The sequence below is a fragment of the Kitasatospora sp. NPDC036755 genome (genome assembly GCF_040636595.1).
Lineage (GTDB): Bacteria > Actinomycetota > Actinomycetes > Streptomycetales > Streptomycetaceae > Kitasatospora.
The window spans coordinates 1-18,072 of the sequence record NZ_JBEZUT010000177.1 but is presented as its reverse complement, the minus strand read 5'-3'; the positions used below and the strand labels follow the sequence as shown (position 1 = coordinate 18,072).

Below are 18,072 nucleotides of genomic sequence, written 5' to 3'. Positions count from 1 at the left end.
TGCGGAAGTTGTCGAGCCACCGGGCGGTGCGGGCAGGGCGTCGGATTCCACTGCCGCGACGGCGGGCGGACCGCATTCGGAGGTCGGCTCCGAATTCCTGCTGGTGGTGCCGAGCCCGGCGGGCAGGTGGACCGGGCGGCCGTCGACGGCGGCGCCGGGCCGCAGGGCGATGAGTTCGAGCGCGGCGCCGATCACGACCAGGCCGACCGGCAGGGCGATCCGCCAGGAGCCGAAGCCGGTCGGGGCCTGGGTGCGGCCGCCGGGCAGGGTGTCGGCGACGGGCACCGCGCAGGCGGCGGCGGTGCCGGCGGTGAGCGGGACGAGGACGAGCAGGGCGACGGGGGCGGCGGCCGGGAGCGGCACGCCCATGCCGAGGTCGGGGGCGAGCGCGGGCCCGGCGATGTCGTTGCGCAGCACCAGGAAGGCCAGCAGGGTGAGCGCGGCGCCGAGGGTGCAGGCGAGCGCGACCTCGCCGGCGATCAGTGCCCGGATCCGGCGGGAGCCGGCTCCGGCGGCGGTGAGGCCGGCGATCCGTTCGGGCCGGCGGGCGGGCACCGCGCGGGCGGCGACGGCCGCGAACCAGGCGACGGCGGCGAGCGGGGGCAGGCACCAGAGGAGCCGGGCCAGCGGGTCGGGGCCGCCGCTCGGTTCGCTCATCGCCCGGCCGAGGGAGCGCAGCAGGAAGGCGGCGACCACGGCGGCGGCCAGCGCGGTGAGCAGCCAGCGGCCGAGGTCGGACACCCGGTAGCCCCGGGCCAGACGGAGATAGAACACGTCGACTCTTTCGGGCGTCAGCGGTGGGTGGCCGTGACGGCGGGCGCACCGGCGGACCCGGGCGCGGGGGTGCCGCGGGGGACGGGGGCGACGGGCGCGGTGAGCCGTCCGTCGACGAGGGCGACGGTGCGGTCCGCGAACCGGACGAGCTCGCGGTCGTGGGTGGCCAGGACGAGGGTGAGCTGGTGGGAGCGGGCCGCGCTGGTCAGTATCCGCATGACCTGGTCGGCCGCCTCGCGGTGCAGCGGGGCGGTGGGGTCGTCGGCGAAGACGACCGGCGGCAGCGGGGCCAGGGCGCGGGCGACGGCGACCCGCTGGCGCCGGCTCTGGACCAGCCGCTCGGGGCGCAGCCGGGCGCAGTCGCCGACGTCGAGGCGCTCCAGCCACTCGTCGGCGGCGGTGTAGGCGGCCTTGTGGCCGGCCCCGGCGAGCAGCAGCGGCAGGGCGACGTTCTCCCGGGCGGTCAGTTCGGGCACCAGGTGGGGCTCGGAGCCGACGAAGCCGAAACGGTCGCGGCGCAGCCGTTCGCGGCCGGCCCGGGGGAGGGTGTGCACGGGGGCGCTGTTGAACCAGACCTCGCCCTCGTCGACCGGGAGTTGCGCGGAGAGGCAGCCGAGCAGGGTGCTCTTGCCGGAGCCGCGCGGGCCGGTGACGGCGAGCACCTCGCCGTCGCGGACGCCGATCGAGATGCCGCGCAGGGCGGGGGTGCCGTCATGGGACTTGACGATCCCTCGGGCCCACAGCACGTCGTTGTCAGGCGGTGCCGCTGACATGAGGATCCATCCTGGGTGGCCGCAGGGATATGACAGTCGTCAGATTAGAACGACCGGGGCTGGGCGCGGTTGCGGCGCACTGGTCCATCACGGGCATATCACCCGCATTCAGGCATGTTTGGTCGTACGACTGTGATGTTGCGGGCCGGGGAGGGCGGTCCGGGAACGCCGAAGGGCGGCCCCGCGGGGAGCGGGACCGCCCTTCGGCGGAGGGTGGGGAAGAAGGCTCAGGGGATCAGATCTTCGCCCACGCGTCGGTCAGGCTGGTCCGCAGGATCTGCTCGATCTCGTCGAAGGTCGACTGGTCGGAGATCAGCGGCGGGGCCAGCTGGATGACCGGGTCGCCACGGTCGTCGGCGCGGCAGTACAGGCCGTTGTCGAACAGGGCCTTCGAGAGGAAGCCGTAGAGCACGCGCTCGACCTCTTCGTCGTTGAAGGACTCCTTGGTGACCTTGTCCTTCACGAGCTCGATGCCGTAGAAGTACCCGTTGCCGCGGACGTCGCCGACGATCGGCAGGTCGCGCAGCTTGTCCAGGGTGCCCAGGAACGCGGCCTCGTTGTCGAGGACGTGCTGGTTCAGGCCCTCGCGCTCGAAGATGTCGAGGTTGGCCAGCGCCACCGCGGAGGAGACCGGGTGGCCACCGAAGGTGTAGCCGTGCAGGAAGGTGTTGTCACCCTTGTAGAACGGCTCGGCCAGGCGGTCCGAGATGATCGTGGCGCCGATCGGGGAGTAGCCCGAGGTCATGCCCTTGGCGCAGGTGATCATGTCGGGCTGGTAGCCGAACTTGTCGGCGCCGAACATGGTGCCCAGGCGGCCGAAGGCGCAGATGACCTCGTCCGAGACCAGCAGCACGTCGTGGCGGTCGCAGATCTCGCGCAGGCGCTGGAAGTACCCGGGCGGCGGCGGGAAGCAGCCACCGGCGTTCTGCACCGGCTCGACGAAGACGGCGGCGACGGTCTCGGCGCCCTCGTTGAGGATGGCCACCTCGATCTCGTCGGCGCACCAGCGGCCGTAGGCCTCGGGGTCGACCGTGCCGTCGGGGCCCTCGAGGAAGGCCGGGGCGCGGTAGATGTTGGTGTTCGGCGCCTTGTGGGTGCCCGGCACCAGCGGCTCGAACGGGGCCTTCAGGCCCGGCAGGCCGGTGATGGACAGGGCGCCCTGCGGGGTGCCGTGGTAGGCGACGGCGCGCGAGATGACCTTGTACTTGGTCGGCTTGCCGGTCAGCTTGAAGTACTGCTTGGCGAGCTTCCAGGCGGTCTCGACGGCCTCGCCGCCACCGGTGGAGAAGAAGACCTTGTTCAGGTCGCCCGGGGCGTAGTTGGCCAGGCGCTCGGCCAGCTCGACGGCCTTCGGGTGGGCGTAGCTCCACACCGGGAAGAAGGCGAGCTCCTTGGCCTGCTTGGCGGCGGCCTCGGCGAGCTCCTCACGGCCGTGGCCGGCCTGGACGACGAACAGGCCGGCGAGGCCGTCGAGGTACTTGCGTCCCTTGTCGTCCCAGACGTAGGTGCCCTCGCCCTTGACGATCGTCGGCACGGGGGAGTTCTCGTACGACGACATGCGGGTGAAGTGCATCCACAGGTGGTCGTAGGCGGTCTTGGAAAGGTCCTTCTGCGCCGGGTCGGCTGTCATCGGGTGCCCCAGGTGTAGGTCTGTTTCCGGAGCTTCAGGTAAACGAAGCTCTCGGTGCTCCGCACGCCGGGAAGCGCGCGGATGCGCTTGTTGATCAGTTCGAGCAGGTGCTCGTCGTCCTCGCAGACCAGTTCGGCCAGGAGATCGAACGAGCCTGCGGTGCAGACGACGTAGTCGACCTCGTCGAGGGCGGCCAACGCGTCGGCGACGGGCTCGATGTCGCCCTCGACCCGGATGCCGACCATCGCCTGGCGGGTGAAGCCGACGGTGAGCGGGTCCGTGACGGCGACGATCTGCATCACGCCCTGGTCGAGCAGCTTCTGGACGCGCTGCCGCACGGCCGCCTCGGACAGGCCGACGGCCTTGCCGATGGCGGCGTACGGGCGACGCCCGTCCTCCTGGAGCTGCTCGATGATCGCCTTGGAGGCGGCGTCGAGGGGAACGCTGGCGTTCCGGTCGCGGTTGGCCACGCGGCCACTGTGCCTGATCGTTCCCGTGTTCGCAAGCGTGGAAACTGCTGATTTCGTCGTGATCTTGGAAAACGCATGCGGATTTCATCGCTGAAGCCCACTCGTCCTGTCGATACCAGCAGTCGTGCGGTTACCCTGGGCACCGTACGCGCGCGCCCCCGGGGGTCGGCGCACGTACCGCCACCAGTGGACCGCGCCGTTCCGGGCACGGCCACTCGGCACCCTTCGTACGCCGGAGCCGCCGACGTACCATGGCGCCGGAATCTGCAACGCCGCAGGCCCAGACCGAGGAGAGATCCGTGAGCGACCTTCGCACGCTGCGCAACTACATCAACGGTGAGTTCGTCGACGCGGCCGACGGCCGCACGCTCGACATCGTCGACCCGACCACCGGCGAGGTGTACGCGACGTCGCCGCTGTCCGGGGCCGCTGACGTGGACGCCGCCATGGCCTCCGCCGCCGCCGCGTTCCCGATCTGGCGCGACGCCACCCCGAGCGTCCGGCAGAAGCTGCTGCTCAAGATCGCCGACGCGGTCGAGGCCCGCGCCGACGAGATCGTCGACACCGAGGTGCGCAACACCGGCAAGCCCCGTGCGATGACCCTCTCCGAGGAGATCGGTCCGATGGTGGACCAGATCCGGTTCTTCGCCGGTGCCGCCCGCATGCTGGAGGGCAAGGCCGCCGGTGAGTACATGGACGGGATGACCTCGATCATCCGCCGTGAGCCGGTCGGTGTCTGCGCCCAGGTCGCGCCGTGGAACTACCCGATGATGATGGCCGTCTGGAAGTTCGCCCCGGCCATCGCCGCGGGCAACACCGTCGTGCTGAAGCCCTCCGACACCACCCCGGCCTCCACCGTGCTGCTGGCCGAGATCATCGGCGGCGTGCTCAAGGAGCTGGAGCTGCCGGCCGGCGTCTTCAACGTCATCTGCGGCGACCGCGAGACCGGCAAGCTGATGGTCGAGCACAAGACCCCGGCGATGGCCTCCATCACCGGTTCGGTGCGCGCCGGCATCTCGGTCGCCGAGTCCGCCTCCAAGGACGTCAAGCGCGTCCACCTGGAGCTGGGCGGCAAGGCCCCGGTCGTGGTCTTCGAGGACGCCGACATCGCCGAGGCCGTCGAGGGCATCTCGGTGGCGGGCTACTTCAACGCCGGCCAGGACTGCACCGCCGCCACCCGCGTGCTGGTGCACGAGTCGATCCACGACGCCTTCGTCGAGGCGCTGGCCAAGGCCGCGGCCGAGACCAAGACCGGCGGCGTGGACGACGAGGACGTCCTGTACGGCCCGCTGAACAACGCCAACCAGCTGAAGCAGGTCTCCGGCTTCATCGAGCGGCTGCCCGCCCACGCCAAGGTCGAGGCCGGTGGCCACCAGGTCGGCGACAAGGGCTACTTCTACGCCCCGACCGTCGTCTCCGGCCTGCACCAGGACGACGAGATCATCCAGAACGAGGTCTTCGGCCCGGTCATCACCGTGCAGAAGTTCACCGACGAGGAGCAGGCCGTCGCCTACGCCAACGGCGTCGAGTTCGCCCTGGCCTCCTCGGTGTGGACCAAGGACCACGCCCGCGCCATGCGGATGTCGCGCCGCCTGGACTTCGGCTGCGTCTGGATCAACACCCACATCCCGCTGGTCGCCGAGATGCCGCACGGTGGCTTCAAGAAGTCGGGCTACGGCAAGGACCTGTCGGCGTACGGCTTCGAGGACTACACCCGCGTGAAGCACGTCATGACCGCGATCTGAGCGGGTCGGGACGGTCGAGCGCAGGATGACCGCGATCTGAGCGGGTCAGGGCGGTCGAGCGCAGGATGATCGCGATCTGATGATCGGCTGACATGACGAAGGGCCCGGGTCTCGTCGACCCGGGCCCTTCGTCTTTGCATCCTGTCGATGGTTGGCGCGACCGGCTGACACGATGGAACTGCCCTTCGGGGACGGGCCGCCCTAGCCTTACCGGCATGAGCATCCCCACTGCTGACTCAGCCGCCGGCCAGGTGGTCAAGGCCGCCGACCGCGCGCACGTCTTCCACTCGTGGTCCGCCCAGGCGCTGATCGACCCCCTCGCGGTGGCCGGCGCCGAGGGCTCGTACTTCTGGGACTACGACGGCAATCGGTACCTCGACTTCTCCTCGCAGTTGGTCAACACCAACATCGGCCACCAGCACCCGAAGGTGGTCGCCGCGATCCAGGAGCAGGCGGCGAAGCTCTGCACCATCGCCCCCGGCTTCGCGGTCGAGTCGCGCAGCGAGGCGGCCCGGCTGATCGCCGAGCGCACCCCCGGTGACCTGGACAAGATCTTCTTCACCAACGGCGGCGCCGAGGCCAACGAGAACGCCATCCGGATGGCCCGGCTGCACACCGGCCGGCAGAAGGTGCTCTCCACCTACCGCTCGTACCACGGCGCCACCGCCAACGCGATCGCCCTCACCGGCGACCCGCGGCGCTGGCCCAACGAGGGCGGCGTCTCCGGCGTGGTGCACTTCTGGGGGCCGTACGCCTACCGCACCAACTTCCACGCCGAGAACGAGGCGCAGGAGTGCGAGCGCGCCCTGGAGCACCTGGAGCAGGTGATCGCGTTCGAGGGTCCGGGCACCGTCGCGGCGGTCATCCTGGAGACGGTGGTCGGCACCGCGGGCGTCCTCGTCCCGCCGGCGGGCTACCTGGCCGGGGTCCGGGAGATCTGCGACCGCTACGGGATCGTGTTCATCCTCGACGAGGTGATGGCGGGCTTCGGCCGCACCGGCGAGTGGTTCGCCGCCGACCACTGGGGCGTCACCCCGGACCTGCTCACCTTCGCCAAGGGCGTCAACTCGGGCTACGTGCCGCTGGGCGGCGTGGCGATCAGCGCCGAGATCGCGGCGACCTTCGCCGAGCGGGCCTTCCCCGGCGGGCTCACCTACTCGGGCCACCCGCTGGCCTGCGCCTCCGCGGTGGCGACCATCAACACCATGGCGGAGGAGGGCATCGTCGAGAACGCCAGGCACATCGGCGAGAACGTCCTCGGGCCCGGCCTGCGCGAGCTGGCCGAGCGGCACCCGTCGATCGGCGAGGTCCGCGGCCTCGGCGTGTTCTGGGCGCTCGACCTGGTGAAGGACCGGGAGACCCGCGAGCCGCTGGTGCCGTACAACGCGGCCGGCGCCGACAACGCGCCGATGGCCGAACTGGCCGCCGCCTGCAAGCAGCGCGGGCTCTGGCCGTTCGTCAACATGAACCGCTTCCACGTCGTCCCGCCGTGCACCGTCACCGAGGAGGAGGCCAAGACCGGCCTCGCGGTGCTGGACGAGGTGCTGTCGCTCACCGACGCGCACACTGTCTGACGTACCTCCCAGGACGGCCCCGGGCACCCGTGTGCCCGGGGCCGTCCCACGCTCCGGAAGGCCGCTCATGCCCCGCCGCACCATCCTGACCCGCCGCTCCCGCTCCGACCGCCCGCTGGGGCCCGGAACCATCCGCCGCCGTTCCGTGCTCGGCGGTGCCGCGCTGCTCGGCGCCGGCACGCTGACCGGCTGCGGCATCCCGTCCGCGTACGTGGCCGAGGACCGCCGCTCGGCGCCGGACCGCTCGGAGAGCGACAAGCGGCTCGTCTTCTCCAACTGGACGCAGTACATCGACACCGACGACGCGGGCGGGCGCCCGACCCTGGACGCCTTCAGCGAGAAGAGCGGCATCGCGGTCACCTACACCGAGGACATCAACGACAACGACGAGTTCTTCGGCAAGATCAGCCCGGTGCTCACCCAGGGCGCCGCCCCCGGCCGGGACCTGATGGTGATCAGCGACTGGATGGCCGGGCGGTACGTCTCGCTGGGCTGGGTGCAGGCGATGGACCGGGCCAACCTGCCCAACGTGACCGCCAACCTGGACCCGCAGCTCGCCGACCCGGCCTTCGACCCCGGGCGGCGGCGCAGCGTGCCGTGGCAGTCCGGGATCACCGGCATCGCCTACAACCGCAAGGCGCTCGGCCGCGAGATCAGGTCCACCGCGGACCTGTGGGCGCCCGACCTCAAGGGCCGGGTCACGCTGTTCGCCGGGCTGGACGAGGCGCTCGGGCTGCTGATGCTCTCCCAGGGCGCGGACATCGCGAAGTTCGGCGACGACGACGCGGGCAAGGCGATGGACCTGGTGCAGAAGATGGTGGACAGCGGCCACGTGCGCCGCTTCACCGGCAACGACTACACCAGCGACCTGGCCTCCGGCGCGGCGATCGCCTGCCAGGCCTACTCCGGCGACGCCGTGCAGCTCACCGCCGAGAACCCGGACATCGAGTTCGTGGTGCCGGAGGAGGGCGGGGAGCTGTGGGCGGAGAGCCTGATGATCCCCAACCGGGCCGTCCACAAGCGCAACGCCGAGCTGCTGATCGACTACTACTACCAGCCCGAGGTGGCCGCCGAGCTCGCCGCGTTCGTCCAGTACATCTGCCCGGTCCCGGCCGCCCGCGAGGTGCTGGCGGACAGCGGCGACAAGGAGAAGGCCGAACTCGCCGAGAACCCACTGGTGTTCCCGACCGAGGAGATGCGCGCCCGGCTGCGGACCATGCGCGACGTCACCTCGGCCGAGCGGCCCGAGCTGCACAAGGTCTGGGGGCGCATCACCGGGGTGTGAGGGCCGCCGGGCGGCCCGTCAGCGCCGTACGGCGTCCAGCGCGAGCAGCGCCACGTGCAGGGAGAGGCAGGACTCCACCTGGTCGAGGTCGACGCCGAGGATCCGCTCGACCTTGTGCAGCCGGTCGTAGAAGGACGGCCGGGACAGGTGCGCGGCGTCCGCCGCCGCCGACTTGTTCCGGCCCTGCTCCAGGTAGATCCGCAGCATCTGCACCAACTGGCCGTTGTGCTCGGCGTCGTGGGCCAGCAGCGGGCCCAACTCCCGTTCCACGTACGTCTGCAGCCGGGCGTCGTCGCGCAGCAGGTGGAGCAGGCCGCGCAGCCGGACGTCCGGCAGCCGGTAGTAGGACGAACTGCGGCCGCCGGGCGCGTCGTGCAGCGCGGCGTCGGCGACCTGGGTGGCCTCCAGCAGGGTGCGCCGGGCGTCGCGCACCGAGCCGACCGAGGAGCCGACGGCGACCACCGGGCCCTGGGGGTCGCCGCCGTCGCGGCCGGCCTCGGCCGACATCCGGCGCAGCGCGGCCGACAGGGCGTCCAGCGAGGCGTGCTCGTCCTGCTGGGTGCCGAGCGCGATCAGCAGGCCGACGGCCTCGTCGTCCAGTGCGCCGACCAGGGCGGTCAGCCGGCAGGCCCGGACCGCGCCGGCGGCCAGCTCGGTGAAGTCGCGCAGCCGGGCCTGGGCCTCCAGTGCGGCCGGGATCGGCCCGCGCCGCTGCCGCAGCACCACGCCGACCAGCCGGCGGCCCTCCAGCGGGACGCCGAGGGCCTGGGCGCGCAGCGCCGCCTCGGAGACGGTCAGCGCGTGGGTGAGGATGCCGGACAGCAGGGTGCGGTGGGTCTGCCGCTCCAGGCTCTCCCGGTCGCGCACCACCAGCCGGTTGAGCGCCAGCGCGGAGGCCCCGCGCTCCAGCAGCATGGTGTGCGGATGGGCCTCGCCCTCGGGCAGCGGGCCGGGCTCCTGCACCAGCACCAGGCGGCCCCAGTCCTGGCCGCGGGCGCCGACGGTGGTGACCAGCCAGCCGCTACGCGGGTCGTGACCGGTGCGTCCGGGCGGGCGGACCCCGCGCGAACGGCGCTCCCAGTCCTCCAGCACCTCGGCCTCGGGGCGTCCGGCGGTGTCGTGGGCGAGCACCTGGTGGGCCAGGTTCTCCAGGACGACGGGGGCGCCGGCCATCCGGGCCACCTGGCGGATCACCTCGGGTGCCTCGGCGCCCTCCACCACCAGCTCGTTGAAGACCTGGTGGACCGATTCGGAGGCCCTCAGCTGCTCCAGCTGGGCGTTGACCACCAGGGCGTGGACGGCCTCGGTGACGGCGACGAAGCGCAGTTCGCGGCGTAGCGTGATCAGCGGCAGTCCGCGCTGCTCGGCGGCGTTGACCAGGGCGCGGGGGAGCGAGTCGAAGTAGCGCCGCCCGAACTCGACGACCAGCCCGGCCACCCCGACCTCGTCCAGCTCCCGCACGTAGCGGGCCAGGCCCTCGCGGTCCTCGGGCAGGGCGATGCCGGTGGTCAGCACCAGCTCGCCGCCGCGGAGCATCCCGGCGACGTCGGGAAGTTCGCTGACGTGGACCCAGCGGACCGGCCGCTCCAGGTGGTCGGCGCCGGCCACCACCTGGGGCAGGCCGCGCCGCATCACGTCCAGGTCGAGGATTCGGGCGACGGTGGGGAGCATCGCGGGCCTCCGGGGCGCGGTGGGTCCGGAGCGGGGGCTCCGGGCGATCAGGGGGCGGAGTCGGTCGGACAACGCACAGGGTGTCAGGTAAATCATCCATCGACCCGACGACCTGTTGCCCTGCCCGCACCCTTGCACCCTGTAAGGCCCTTCGCGCCGAGATTGCCGAAGTGACCCTTGTCACCCCAACCCCCCAGCAGGCAAGGTCAGCGGGACCGCAGACCCCCACCCGCGGACGCGTGACCCCGCAGCGGTCGAACCACGGCACTTGGAGGAACCAGATGGACCTGACCGACTTCGGCCCGGGCGCGCAGTACATCGCGGGCCGCCAGACCCGGGGGAGCGGAGAGCCCTTCCAGGTCGTCAACCCCGCCGACGGCAGCGTGGTCGAGCAGGTCGCGCTGGCCACCACCGGGGACGTGGACACCGCCGTCGCCGCCGCGAGGGCCGCGCTGCCCGGCTGGTCCTCGGCCACCCCGGGAGCGCGCTCCGAGGCACTCACCCGGCTGGCCGCCGAGCTGGCCGCGGCGGCCGACGACCTGGCCCGGGTGGAGACGGCGCAGACCGGCAAGCCGGTCAAGCTCGCCACCGAGTTCGACGTGCCCGGCACCGTCGACAACGCCGCCTTCTTCGCCGGCGCCGCCCGCAACCTGGAGGGCAAGGCGGCCGGCGAGTACTCCGGCGACCACACCTCGTACGTGCGGCGCGAGGCGGTGGGCGTGGTCGGCTCGATCTCGCCGTGGAACTACCCGCTGCAGATGGCCGCCTGGAAGATCCTCCCGGCGATCGCCGCGGGCAACACCATCGTGCTCAAGCCCGCCGAGCTGACCCCGCTGACCTCGGTGATGTTCGCCCGCGCCTGCACCGCCGCCGGCATCCCGGACGGCGTCGTCAACGTGGTCACCGGGGCCGGGCGCACCGCGGGCGAGCACCTGGTCGGACACCCGGACGTCGCGATGGTCTCCTTCACCGGTTCAACCGGCGTCGGCAAGCGGGTCGCCGAGATCGCCACCGCGAGCGTCAAGCGCACCCACCTTGAGCTCGGCGGCAAGGCCCCGTTCGTGGTCTTCGACGACGCCGACCTGGACGCCGCGGTGCACGGGGCGGTCGCGGCCTCGCTGATCAACGGCGGCCAGGACTGCACCGCCGCCACCCGCGCCTACGTCCAGCGCCCGCTGTACGACGCCTTCGTGGCCGGGGTGGCCGAGCTGTACGCGGCGATCCGGATCGGCGACCCGCTGAACCCGCACACCGACCTCGGCCCGCTGGTCTCGTTCGCCCACCGGGACCGGGTGGCCGGCTTCGTCGAGCGCGCCCGCTCCTACGCCACCGTGGTCACCGGCGGCCGGGCCCCGGAGAAGGGCCACGACGGCACCGACCTCACCCGGGGCGCGTACCACCGGCCGACCCTGATCACCGGCGCGGCCCAGGACAGCGAGGTCGTGCAGGGCGAGATCTTCGGCCCGGTGCTGGTCGTGCTGCCCTTCGACGGCGACGACGAGGGCCTGCGGCTGGCCAACGACACCCCGTACGGCCTGGCCGCCTCCGCCTGGACGGGCAACGTGCACCGCTCGCTGCGCGCCACCCGGGAGATCGCGGCCGGCTGCGTCTGGGTCAACGACCACATCCCGATCATCAGCGAGATGCCGCACGGCGGCTACAAGGCGTCCGGCTACGGCAAGGACATGTCCCAGTACTCGCTGGACGAGTACACCCAGGTGAAGCACGTCATGTTCGACACCACCGCGGTGGCCCGCAAGGACTGGCACCGCACCGTCTTCGGAGACAGATAACCCCTCGGCCCAAGCGGGTGCCCCCACACCCCATCTCCCCCAGGAGGCCCGTTCCATGGCGTTCAACGAGCTCACCGACGGTCTGCCCGAACCGGTCCGAAGGGCCTGGGAACGCAGTCTGACCAGCGGCCGGGCCGCGCTCGGCCGCCGCACCCTGCTGCGGGCCGCCGCGCTGACCGCCGGGGCGGGCACCCTGGCGGCCTGCGGGATCCCGGCCGCCCCGCGGGCGACCGGGGACTCGACCGCGAACGCCGCCCCGGACCTCTCGGAGACGCAGAAGGAGGTCGACTTCTCCAACTGGCCGCTGTACGTGGACACGGACGAGAAGGACAAGGAGAGGCACGGCACCCTGGAGGCCTTCACCGAGGCCACCGGCATCAAGGTCAGGTACAACGAGGACGTCAACGACAACGTCGAGTTCTTCGGCAAGGTCAAGCCGCAGCTCGCCTCCGGCCAGGACACCGGCCGCGACCTGATGGTGCTCACCGACTGGATGGCCGCCCGGCTGATCCGGCTCGGCTGGGCGCAGAAGCTCGACCCGGCGAACGTCACCACCGCGATCACGAACATCGAGGCGCGCTTCCGCGCCCCCGACTGGGACCCGGGGCGGCTCTACTCCTACCCGTGGGCCGGCATCCAGACCGTCGTCGCGTACAACCGGAAGGCGACGAGGGGGAAGGAGGTCACCAGCGTCTCCCAACTGCTGGACGACCCCGACCTCAAGGGCCGGGTGACCTTCCTCTCCGAGATGCGCGACAGCATCGGGATGGTCCTGCTGGACCAGGGCAAGAGCACCGAGAAGTTCACCGCCGACGACTACGACGGCGCGGTGGCCCGGCTGCAGAAGGCCGTCGACAACAAGCAGATCCGCCGCTTCACCGGCAACGACTACGGCCAGGAGCTCTCCGCCGGCGACATCGCCGCCTGCGTCGCCTGGGGCGGCGACCTGATCCAGCTGCAGGCCGACAATCCGGACATCGCGTTCGTCATCCCGGAGAAGGGCTACGTCGCCTCGACCGACAACATGCTGGTCCCGGCCAGGGCCCGGCACAAGGCGAACGCGGAGAAGCTGATCGACTTCTACTATCAGCCGAAGATCGCGGCGCAGCTGGTCGCGGGAATCGGCTTCGTCTCCGCCGTCACCGGGATGAAGGACGAACTCGCCGGCATCGCCCCGGACACCGCGGCCAACCCGCTGGTCGTGCCCACCCCCGAGATGGCGGTCAAGGCACACGTGTTCCGCACGCTCTCCGAGAGCGAGGAGAGCGACTTCGAGCAGAAGTTCTCCAAGCTCATCGGCGCCTGACCCCCACTCCCGGCAGAGAAACCCAGGAAGACACCACCCCATGACAGACCAGCAGCGCGACGCGGCCGTCGGCGGCGACGTCCGGCTCACCGGCATCGGCAAGACCTACGGCTCCTTCACCGCCGTCCACCCGCTCGACCTGACCGTCCCGCAGGGCTCGTTCTTCGCCCTGCTCGGCGCCTCCGGCTGCGGCAAGACCACCACCCTGCGCATGATCGCCGGCCTGGAGGAGCCCACCAGCGGCACCGTCCTGATCGGCGGCCAGGACGTCACCTCCCTGCCCCCGTACAAGCGGCCGGTGAACACCGTCTTCCAGAGCTACGCCCTCTTCCCGCACCTGGACATCTTCGAGAACGTCGCCTTCGGCCTGCGCCGGCGCGGCAAGAAGGACGTCAAGAAGCAGGTCGACGAGATGCTGGAGCTGGTCGAACTCGGCCAGTACGCCCGGCGCAAGCCGCACCAGCTCTCCGGCGGCCAGCAGCAGCGCGTCGCGGTCGCCCGCGCACTGATCAACCACCCGCAGGTGCTGCTCCTGGACGAGCCGCTCGGCGCGCTCGACCTCAAGCTCCGCCGCCAGATGCAGCTGGAACTCAAGCGGATCCAGACCGAGGTCGGCATCACCTTCGTGCACGTCACCCACGACCAGGAGGAGGCCATGACCATGGCCGACACCATCGCGGTGATGAACGGCGGCCGGGTCGAGCAACTGGGCGCCCCCGCCGAGCTGTACGAGAACCCCGCCACCACCTTCGTGGCCAACTTCCTCGGCCAGTCCAACCTGCTGCCCGCCGAGGTCACCGGCACCGAGGGCGGCGACCTGCTGCTCAGCGCGGCCGGCGCCCGCCTCGCGGTGCCGAAGGCACGCTGCGCCACCGACGCCAAGCGCGTCCACCTGGGCGTGCGCCCGGAGAAGATCACCATCACCCACGCCTCCGAGCAGGTCGCCGACGGCCGCAACGCGCTGGCCGGCACGGTGCTCGACTCCAGCTTCATCGGCGTCTCCACCCAGTACCTGGTGCGCACCGACGGCGGCCAGGAGGTCACCGTCTTCGAGCAGAACATGGAGCGCGACGCCCGGATCGTCCCCGGCGCCGCCGTCCGACTGCACTGGAACCCGGCCCACTCCTTCGCCCTGGACGCCGCGCAGGCGATCGACGCGGGCACCGCGGAGGAGGCCGCATGACCGCCACCGCCCCGGCCGCGCCGCCCCAGGCGATACCCCCCGACGGCCCCCTGAAGGAACCGGCGCCGAAGCCCCGGCGCAAGCTCACCCCGTACTGGCTGCTGCTGCCCGGCATCGCCTGGCTGGTGATCTTCTTCGCCGTCCCGATGCTCTACCAGGGCTCGACCTCGCTGCAGACCGGCTCGCTCGAAGAGGGCTTCAAGGTCACCTGGCACTTCTCGACCTACTGGGACGCCCTGGTCGAGTACAAGTGGCACTTCCTGCGGTCGTTCTCCTACGCCGCCGTCGCCACCGTGCTCTGCCTGGCCGTCGGCTACCCGCTCGCGTACACGATCGCCTTCAAGGCGAGCAAGCGCTGGCGCAACGTCATCCTGATCCTGGTCATCGCGCCGTTCTTCACCAGCTTCCTGATCCGCACGCTGGCCTGGAAGACCATCCTGTCCGACGGCGGACCGGTGGTCGGCGCGCTGAACGCGCTGCACGTCCTGGACGTCACCAACCTGCTCGGCCTCACCGACGGGGACCGGGTGCTGGCCACGCCGCTCGCGGTGGTCTGCGGCCTGACCTACAACTTCCTGCCGTTCATGATCCTGCCGCTGTACACCTCGCTGGAGCGGATCGACCCGCGCCTGCACGAGGCGGCCGGCGACCTCTACGCCCGGCCGTTCACCACCTTCCGCAAGGTCACCTTCCCGATCTCGCTGCCGGGCGTCGTCGCGGGCACCCTGCTGACCTTCATCCCGGCCTCCGGCGACTACATCAACGCCCAGCTGCTGGGATCGCCGAGCGAGCAGATGGTCGGCAACGGCATCCAGAAGCAGTTCCTGAACGTGCTCGACTACCCCACGGCGGCCGCGCTGAGCTTCATCCTGATGGCCCTGATCCTGGGCATGGTGACGGTCTACATGCGCAAGGCCGGGACGGAGGATCTGGTCTGATGTCCCGGATGTTCAAGTGGATCCGTGCCCACCTGGTGGTGCTGGCCGGCCTGCTGGCCCTCGCCTACCTGGTGCTGCCCAACCTGGTCGTGCTCGCCTTCTCGTTCAACAAGCCGGTGGGCAAGTTCAACTACGAGTGGAACGAGTTCTCCACCGACGCCTGGACCAACCCCTGCGGCGTGGCCGACATGTGCCAGTCGCTCTCGCTCAGCCTGCAGATCGCGGTGCTCGCCACCATCGGCGCCACCGTGCTCGGCACCATGGTCGCCTTCGCCCTGGCCCGCTACCGCTTCCGCGGCCGCTCGGCCACCACCGCGATGATCTTCCTGCCGATGGCCATGCCCGAGGTGGTCATGGCCGCCTCGCTGGGGACGCTCTTCCTCAACATGCGCATCCCGTTCGGGTTCACCACCATCCTCATCGCCCACATCATGTTCTGCCTCAGCTTCGTGGTGACGGCGGTCAAGGCGCGCGTGATGAGCATGGACCCGAGGCTCGAACAGGCCGCCCAGGACCTCTACGCGACCCCCACCCAGACCTTCCTGAAGGTCACCCTGCCGCTGGCGGCGCCCGGCATCGCCGCGGGCGCGCTGCTCAGCTTCGCGCTCTCCTTCGACGACTTCATCATCACCCAGTTCAACTCGGGCCCGACCACGGTCACCTTCCCGATGTTCGTCTGGGGCGCCTCGCAGCGCGGCATCCCGGTGCAGGTGAACGTCATCGGCACCGCGATGTTCCTCGCCGCCGTCGTGCTGACCGTCGTCGGCCAGTGGTTGGGCAACCGCCGGAAGGCCACCGCCTGACGTACGGTCGACAGCGGTGGCACGGACAACCATCACCTATTCGTAGAAAGTGGCTGATAATGCATGGACTCCGCCCGCGCACTCAGTGACGCCAGGCCCACCCCCTTCTGGCTGGAGGATCCCGGTCGGCCGGCGGCACTGCCCGCCCTGGTCGGCGACACCACCTGCGACCTGCTGGTCGTCGGCGGCGGGTACTCCGGCCTGTGGACCGCCCTCATCGCCAAGGAACGCGACCCCTCGCTGGACGTCGTGCTGGTCGAGGGCAACGAGGTCGGGTGGGCCGCGTCCGGGCGCAACGGCGGGTTCTGCGCGGCCAGCCTGACCCACGGCTTCGGCAACGGCCTGGACCGCTGGCCGTCCGAACTGGCCCAGCTGGAACGCCTCGGTGCCGCCAACCTCGACGGCATCGAGGCCACCCTCAAGCGCTACGGCATCGACGCCGAGTGGGAGCGCACCGGCGAGATCGACGTGGCCACCCAGCCCCACCAGGTCGAGGAGCTCCACGAGATCGCGGAGGCGGTCGCCCGGTACGGCTTCGACATCACCGTCCTGGACGCCGACCAGCTGCGCGCCGAGGTGAACTCGCCGACCTTCCTCGGCGGCCTCTGGGACAAGGAGGGCGTGGCGATGGTCCACCCCGCCAAGCTCGCCTGGGGCCTCAAGGACGCCTGCCTCGGCCAGGGCGTCCGGATCTTCGAGCACACCCGCGCCACCGACCTGCGGGAACACGGCAGCGGCATGGCCGTCCGCACCCCGTACGGCCGGGTCTTCGCCCGGAAGGTCGCGCTCGGCACCAACGTGTTCCCGTCGCTGCTCAAGCGGGTCCGCCCGTACATCGTCCCGGTGTACGACTACGCGCTGATGACCGAGCCGCTCACCGAGGAGCAGCTCGCCTCGATCGGCTGGCGCGGCCGGCAGGGCCTCGGCGACAGCGCCAACAAGTTCCACTACTTCCGGCTCTCCGCCGACAACCGGATCCTCTGGGGCGGCTACGACGCGGTCTACCACTTCGGCGGCCACGTCCGGCACGAGTACGACCAGCGGCCGGAGACCTTCCGCACCCTGGCCAACCACTTCTTCCGCTGCTTCCCGCAGCTGGAGGGCCTGCGCTTCACCAACGCCTGGGGCGGCGCGATCGACACCTGCAGCCGGTTCTCGGCGTTCTTCGACACCGGCTACCGGGGCAAGGTCGCCTACGCCGTCGGCTACACCGGGCTCGGCGTCGGCGCGACCCGCTTCGGCGCCGAGGTGATGCTCGACCTGCTCGCCGGCGAGCGCACCGAACGCACCGCGCTGGACATGGTCCGCAGCAAGCCGCTGCCGTTCCCGCCCGAGCCGGTGCGCTGGGCCGGGATCGAGCTCACCACCCGGTCGCTGGAACGGGCCGACCGCACCGGCGGCCACCGCAACCTCTGGCTGCGCACCCTCGACCGGCTGGGGCTCGGCTTCGACAGCTGAAGCGCGAACGCCCGAAGCCGGGTGCTCCTAGTCGTGTAATCGGGACCCGCCGTCCGCCTCTCCCTGGTGACGGCGGGTCTCGCTCTTCCCGCCGTCACCGAACAGTACGAACGGCGAGAAGCGGGGACGCGACATGGAGACCACCGGACTGCACTGGCTCGCCCAGGTGGCACCGGACCCGGAGTCCTTCCGGGAGCAGTGGGAGCGCACCGGGCTGGGCCTGATGCTGCTGCCCGCCGGCCGGCGCTGGGACGTCCTCTCCGTCCCCGGACGGCTCGGACGCCCGGCCCTGGAGGTCCTGGACCCGCGCACCCGCGGCCCGGTCCTCGCCGACTTCGGGGGCGGGCACCTCAGCTTCCTGGTGCCCGTCGGCACTGCCGCCCGCTGGATCGGCAGCGGCGTGCGCAGCGCGGGGGAGGGCACCTGGATCGTCGTCCCGCACCCCGGGCGCAGCAGCCGCGGCGTGCGCTGGCTGGTCCCGCCCGACGGCTCCGGGCGGCTCACCGACCCGATGCTGCTGGAACTCGCCCTGCACGAGGCCGCCGCGGGGCTCGGCGGCCGGTGAGCCAGGGGGTGTAGACCCAGGCGACGCCGGCCAGCAGCGGGTTCGGGGACAGGCGCATCACCGCGAGGACGATGCCGCCGACCACGCCCATGAGCATGGCGAGA

General features: G+C 71.4%; 14 protein-coding genes and 2 pseudogenes. 10 read left to right on the top strand and 6 right to left on the bottom strand.

The window, feature by feature from the left end; all coding sequences use genetic code 11:
• The 4 genes and pseudogenes from AB0E96_RS24765 to AB0E96_RS24750 all read right to left on the bottom strand — a co-directional run.
• Positions 1 to 774: pseudogene (locus AB0E96_RS24765) on the bottom strand (hypothetical protein); the annotation flags it as partial.
• Between the two features lie 17 nt (positions 775 to 791).
• Positions 792 to 1,547 carry an ATP-binding cassette domain-containing protein gene (locus AB0E96_RS24760; protein ID WP_359827416.1) on the bottom strand — a complete coding sequence of 252 codons (756 nt, stop codon included), beginning with the start codon at positions 1,545 to 1,547 and terminating at the stop codon, positions 792 to 794.
• 235 nt (positions 1,548 to 1,782) lie between these two features.
• A complete protein-coding gene (locus AB0E96_RS24755; protein ID WP_196946910.1) occupies positions 1,783 to 3,177 on the bottom strand; it encodes an aspartate aminotransferase family protein in 1,395 nt (464 codons plus the stop codon).
• Positions 3,174 to 3,647 (bottom strand): Lrp/AsnC family transcriptional regulator, encoded by a 474-nt coding sequence (locus AB0E96_RS24750; protein WP_030243538.1) that lies wholly within the window; start codon positions 3,645 to 3,647, stop codon positions 3,174 to 3,176. Before AB0E96_RS24750 ends, AB0E96_RS24755 begins: the two co-directional genes overlap by 4 nt.
• Positions 3,648 to 3,898: 251 nt before the next feature.
• Here AB0E96_RS24750 and AB0E96_RS24745 point away from each other — a divergent pair, with 251 nt between their 5' ends.
• From AB0E96_RS24745 to AB0E96_RS24735, 3 genes are all read left to right on the top strand, one after another.
• Complete coding sequence (locus tag AB0E96_RS24745) at positions 3,899 to 5,392, top strand: gamma-aminobutyraldehyde dehydrogenase (RefSeq protein ID WP_359827415.1); 1,494 nt, start codon at positions 3,899 to 3,901, stop codon at positions 5,390 to 5,392.
• Positions 5,393 to 5,607: 215 nt separating this feature from the next.
• Entirely contained in the window at positions 5,608 to 6,966 is a 1,359-nt protein-coding gene (locus AB0E96_RS24740) for an aspartate aminotransferase family protein (RefSeq protein WP_359827414.1), read from the top strand.
• A 130-nt stretch (positions 6,967 to 7,096) separates the two neighbouring features.
• Positions 7,097 to 8,251 carry a spermidine/putrescine ABC transporter substrate-binding protein gene (locus AB0E96_RS24735; protein WP_359827418.1) on the top strand — a complete coding sequence of 385 codons (1,155 nt, stop codon included), beginning with the start codon at positions 7,097 to 7,099 and terminating at the stop codon, positions 8,249 to 8,251.
• An 18-nt stretch (positions 8,252 to 8,269) separates the two neighbouring features.
• Here the strand turns inward: AB0E96_RS24735 and AB0E96_RS24730 are convergent, their stop codons facing one another.
• A complete protein-coding gene (locus AB0E96_RS24730; RefSeq protein WP_359827412.1) occupies positions 8,270 to 9,922 on the bottom strand; it encodes a PucR family transcriptional regulator ligand-binding domain-containing protein in 1,653 nt (550 codons plus the stop codon).
• Positions 9,923 to 10,203: 281 nt separating this feature from the next.
• Between AB0E96_RS24730 and AB0E96_RS24725 the strand changes: the two genes are divergently transcribed.
• From AB0E96_RS24725 to AB0E96_RS24695, 7 genes are all read left to right on the top strand, one after another.
• Positions 10,204 to 11,715, top strand: a complete 1,512-nt coding sequence (locus AB0E96_RS24725) for a gamma-aminobutyraldehyde dehydrogenase (RefSeq protein WP_359827411.1) — start codon at positions 10,204 to 10,206, stop codon at positions 11,713 to 11,715.
• Between the two features lie 55 nt (positions 11,716 to 11,770).
• Positions 11,771 to 13,021, top strand: coding sequence for a spermidine/putrescine ABC transporter substrate-binding protein (locus AB0E96_RS24720; RefSeq protein WP_359827409.1), 1,251 nt, complete (start codon positions 11,771 to 11,773; stop codon positions 13,019 to 13,021).
• 40 nt (positions 13,022 to 13,061) lie between these two features.
• The gene (locus tag AB0E96_RS24715; protein WP_359827408.1) at positions 13,062 to 14,204 is read left to right on the top strand and encodes an ABC transporter ATP-binding protein; all 1,143 of its coding nucleotides are present in this window, start codon (positions 13,062 to 13,064) and stop codon (positions 14,202 to 14,204) included.
• On the top strand, positions 14,201 to 15,142 hold the full coding sequence (locus AB0E96_RS24710) for an ABC transporter permease (protein WP_359827406.1): 942 nt from the start codon (positions 14,201 to 14,203) through the stop codon (positions 15,140 to 15,142). The genes AB0E96_RS24715 and AB0E96_RS24710 overlap by 4 nt, the downstream gene beginning before the upstream one ends.
• Positions 15,142 to 15,945, top strand: coding sequence for an ABC transporter permease (locus AB0E96_RS24705; RefSeq protein ID WP_359827404.1), 804 nt, complete (start codon positions 15,142 to 15,144; stop codon positions 15,943 to 15,945). Before AB0E96_RS24710 ends, AB0E96_RS24705 begins: the two co-directional genes overlap by 1 nt.
• A 63-nt stretch (positions 15,946 to 16,008) precedes the next feature.
• Complete coding sequence (locus tag AB0E96_RS24700; protein ID WP_359827402.1) at positions 16,009 to 17,403, top strand: FAD-dependent oxidoreductase; 1,395 nt, start codon at positions 16,009 to 16,011, stop codon at positions 17,401 to 17,403.
• A gap of 133 nt (positions 17,404 to 17,536) precedes the next feature.
• A complete protein-coding gene (locus tag AB0E96_RS24695; RefSeq protein WP_359827401.1) occupies positions 17,537 to 17,968 on the top strand; it encodes a hypothetical protein in 432 nt (143 codons plus the stop codon).
• A gap of 10 nt (positions 17,969 to 17,978) precedes the next feature.
• On the opposite strand, the pseudogene AB0E96_RS24690 reads toward AB0E96_RS24695, so the two are convergent.
• A pseudogene (locus AB0E96_RS24690) lies at positions 17,979 to 18,072 on the bottom strand (amino acid ABC transporter permease); the annotation flags it as partial.

Coding starts and splice junctions, on each gene's coding strand:
- AB0E96_RS24760 (WP_359827416.1), bottom strand. CDS start 1,547: ATGTCAGCGGCACCGCCTGACAACGACGTGCTGTGGGCCCGAGGGATC.
- AB0E96_RS24755 (WP_196946910.1), bottom strand. CDS start 3,177: ATGACAGCCGACCCGGCGCAGAAGGACCTTTCCAAGACCGCCTACGAC.
- AB0E96_RS24745 (WP_359827415.1), top strand. CDS start 3,899: ATGGCGCCGGAATCTGCAACGCCGCAGGCCCAGACCGAGGAGAGATCC.
- AB0E96_RS24740 (WP_359827414.1), top strand. CDS start 5,608: ATGAGCATCCCCACTGCTGACTCAGCCGCCGGCCAGGTGGTCAAGGCC.
- AB0E96_RS24730 (WP_359827412.1), bottom strand. CDS start 9,922: ATGCTCCCCACCGTCGCCCGAATCCTCGACCTGGACGTGATGCGGCGC.
- AB0E96_RS24725 (WP_359827411.1), top strand. CDS start 10,204: ATGGACCTGACCGACTTCGGCCCGGGCGCGCAGTACATCGCGGGCCGC.
- AB0E96_RS24720 (WP_359827409.1), top strand. CDS start 11,771: ATGGCGTTCAACGAGCTCACCGACGGTCTGCCCGAACCGGTCCGAAGG.
- AB0E96_RS24715 (WP_359827408.1), top strand. CDS start 13,062: ATGACAGACCAGCAGCGCGACGCGGCCGTCGGCGGCGACGTCCGGCTC.
- AB0E96_RS24710 (WP_359827406.1), top strand. CDS start 14,201: ATGACCGCCACCGCCCCGGCCGCGCCGCCCCAGGCGATACCCCCCGAC.
- AB0E96_RS24705 (WP_359827404.1), top strand. CDS start 15,142: ATGTCCCGGATGTTCAAGTGGATCCGTGCCCACCTGGTGGTGCTGGCC.
- AB0E96_RS24700 (WP_359827402.1), top strand. CDS start 16,009: ATGGACTCCGCCCGCGCACTCAGTGACGCCAGGCCCACCCCCTTCTGG.
- AB0E96_RS24695 (WP_359827401.1), top strand. CDS start 17,537: ATGGAGACCACCGGACTGCACTGGCTCGCCCAGGTGGCACCGGACCCG.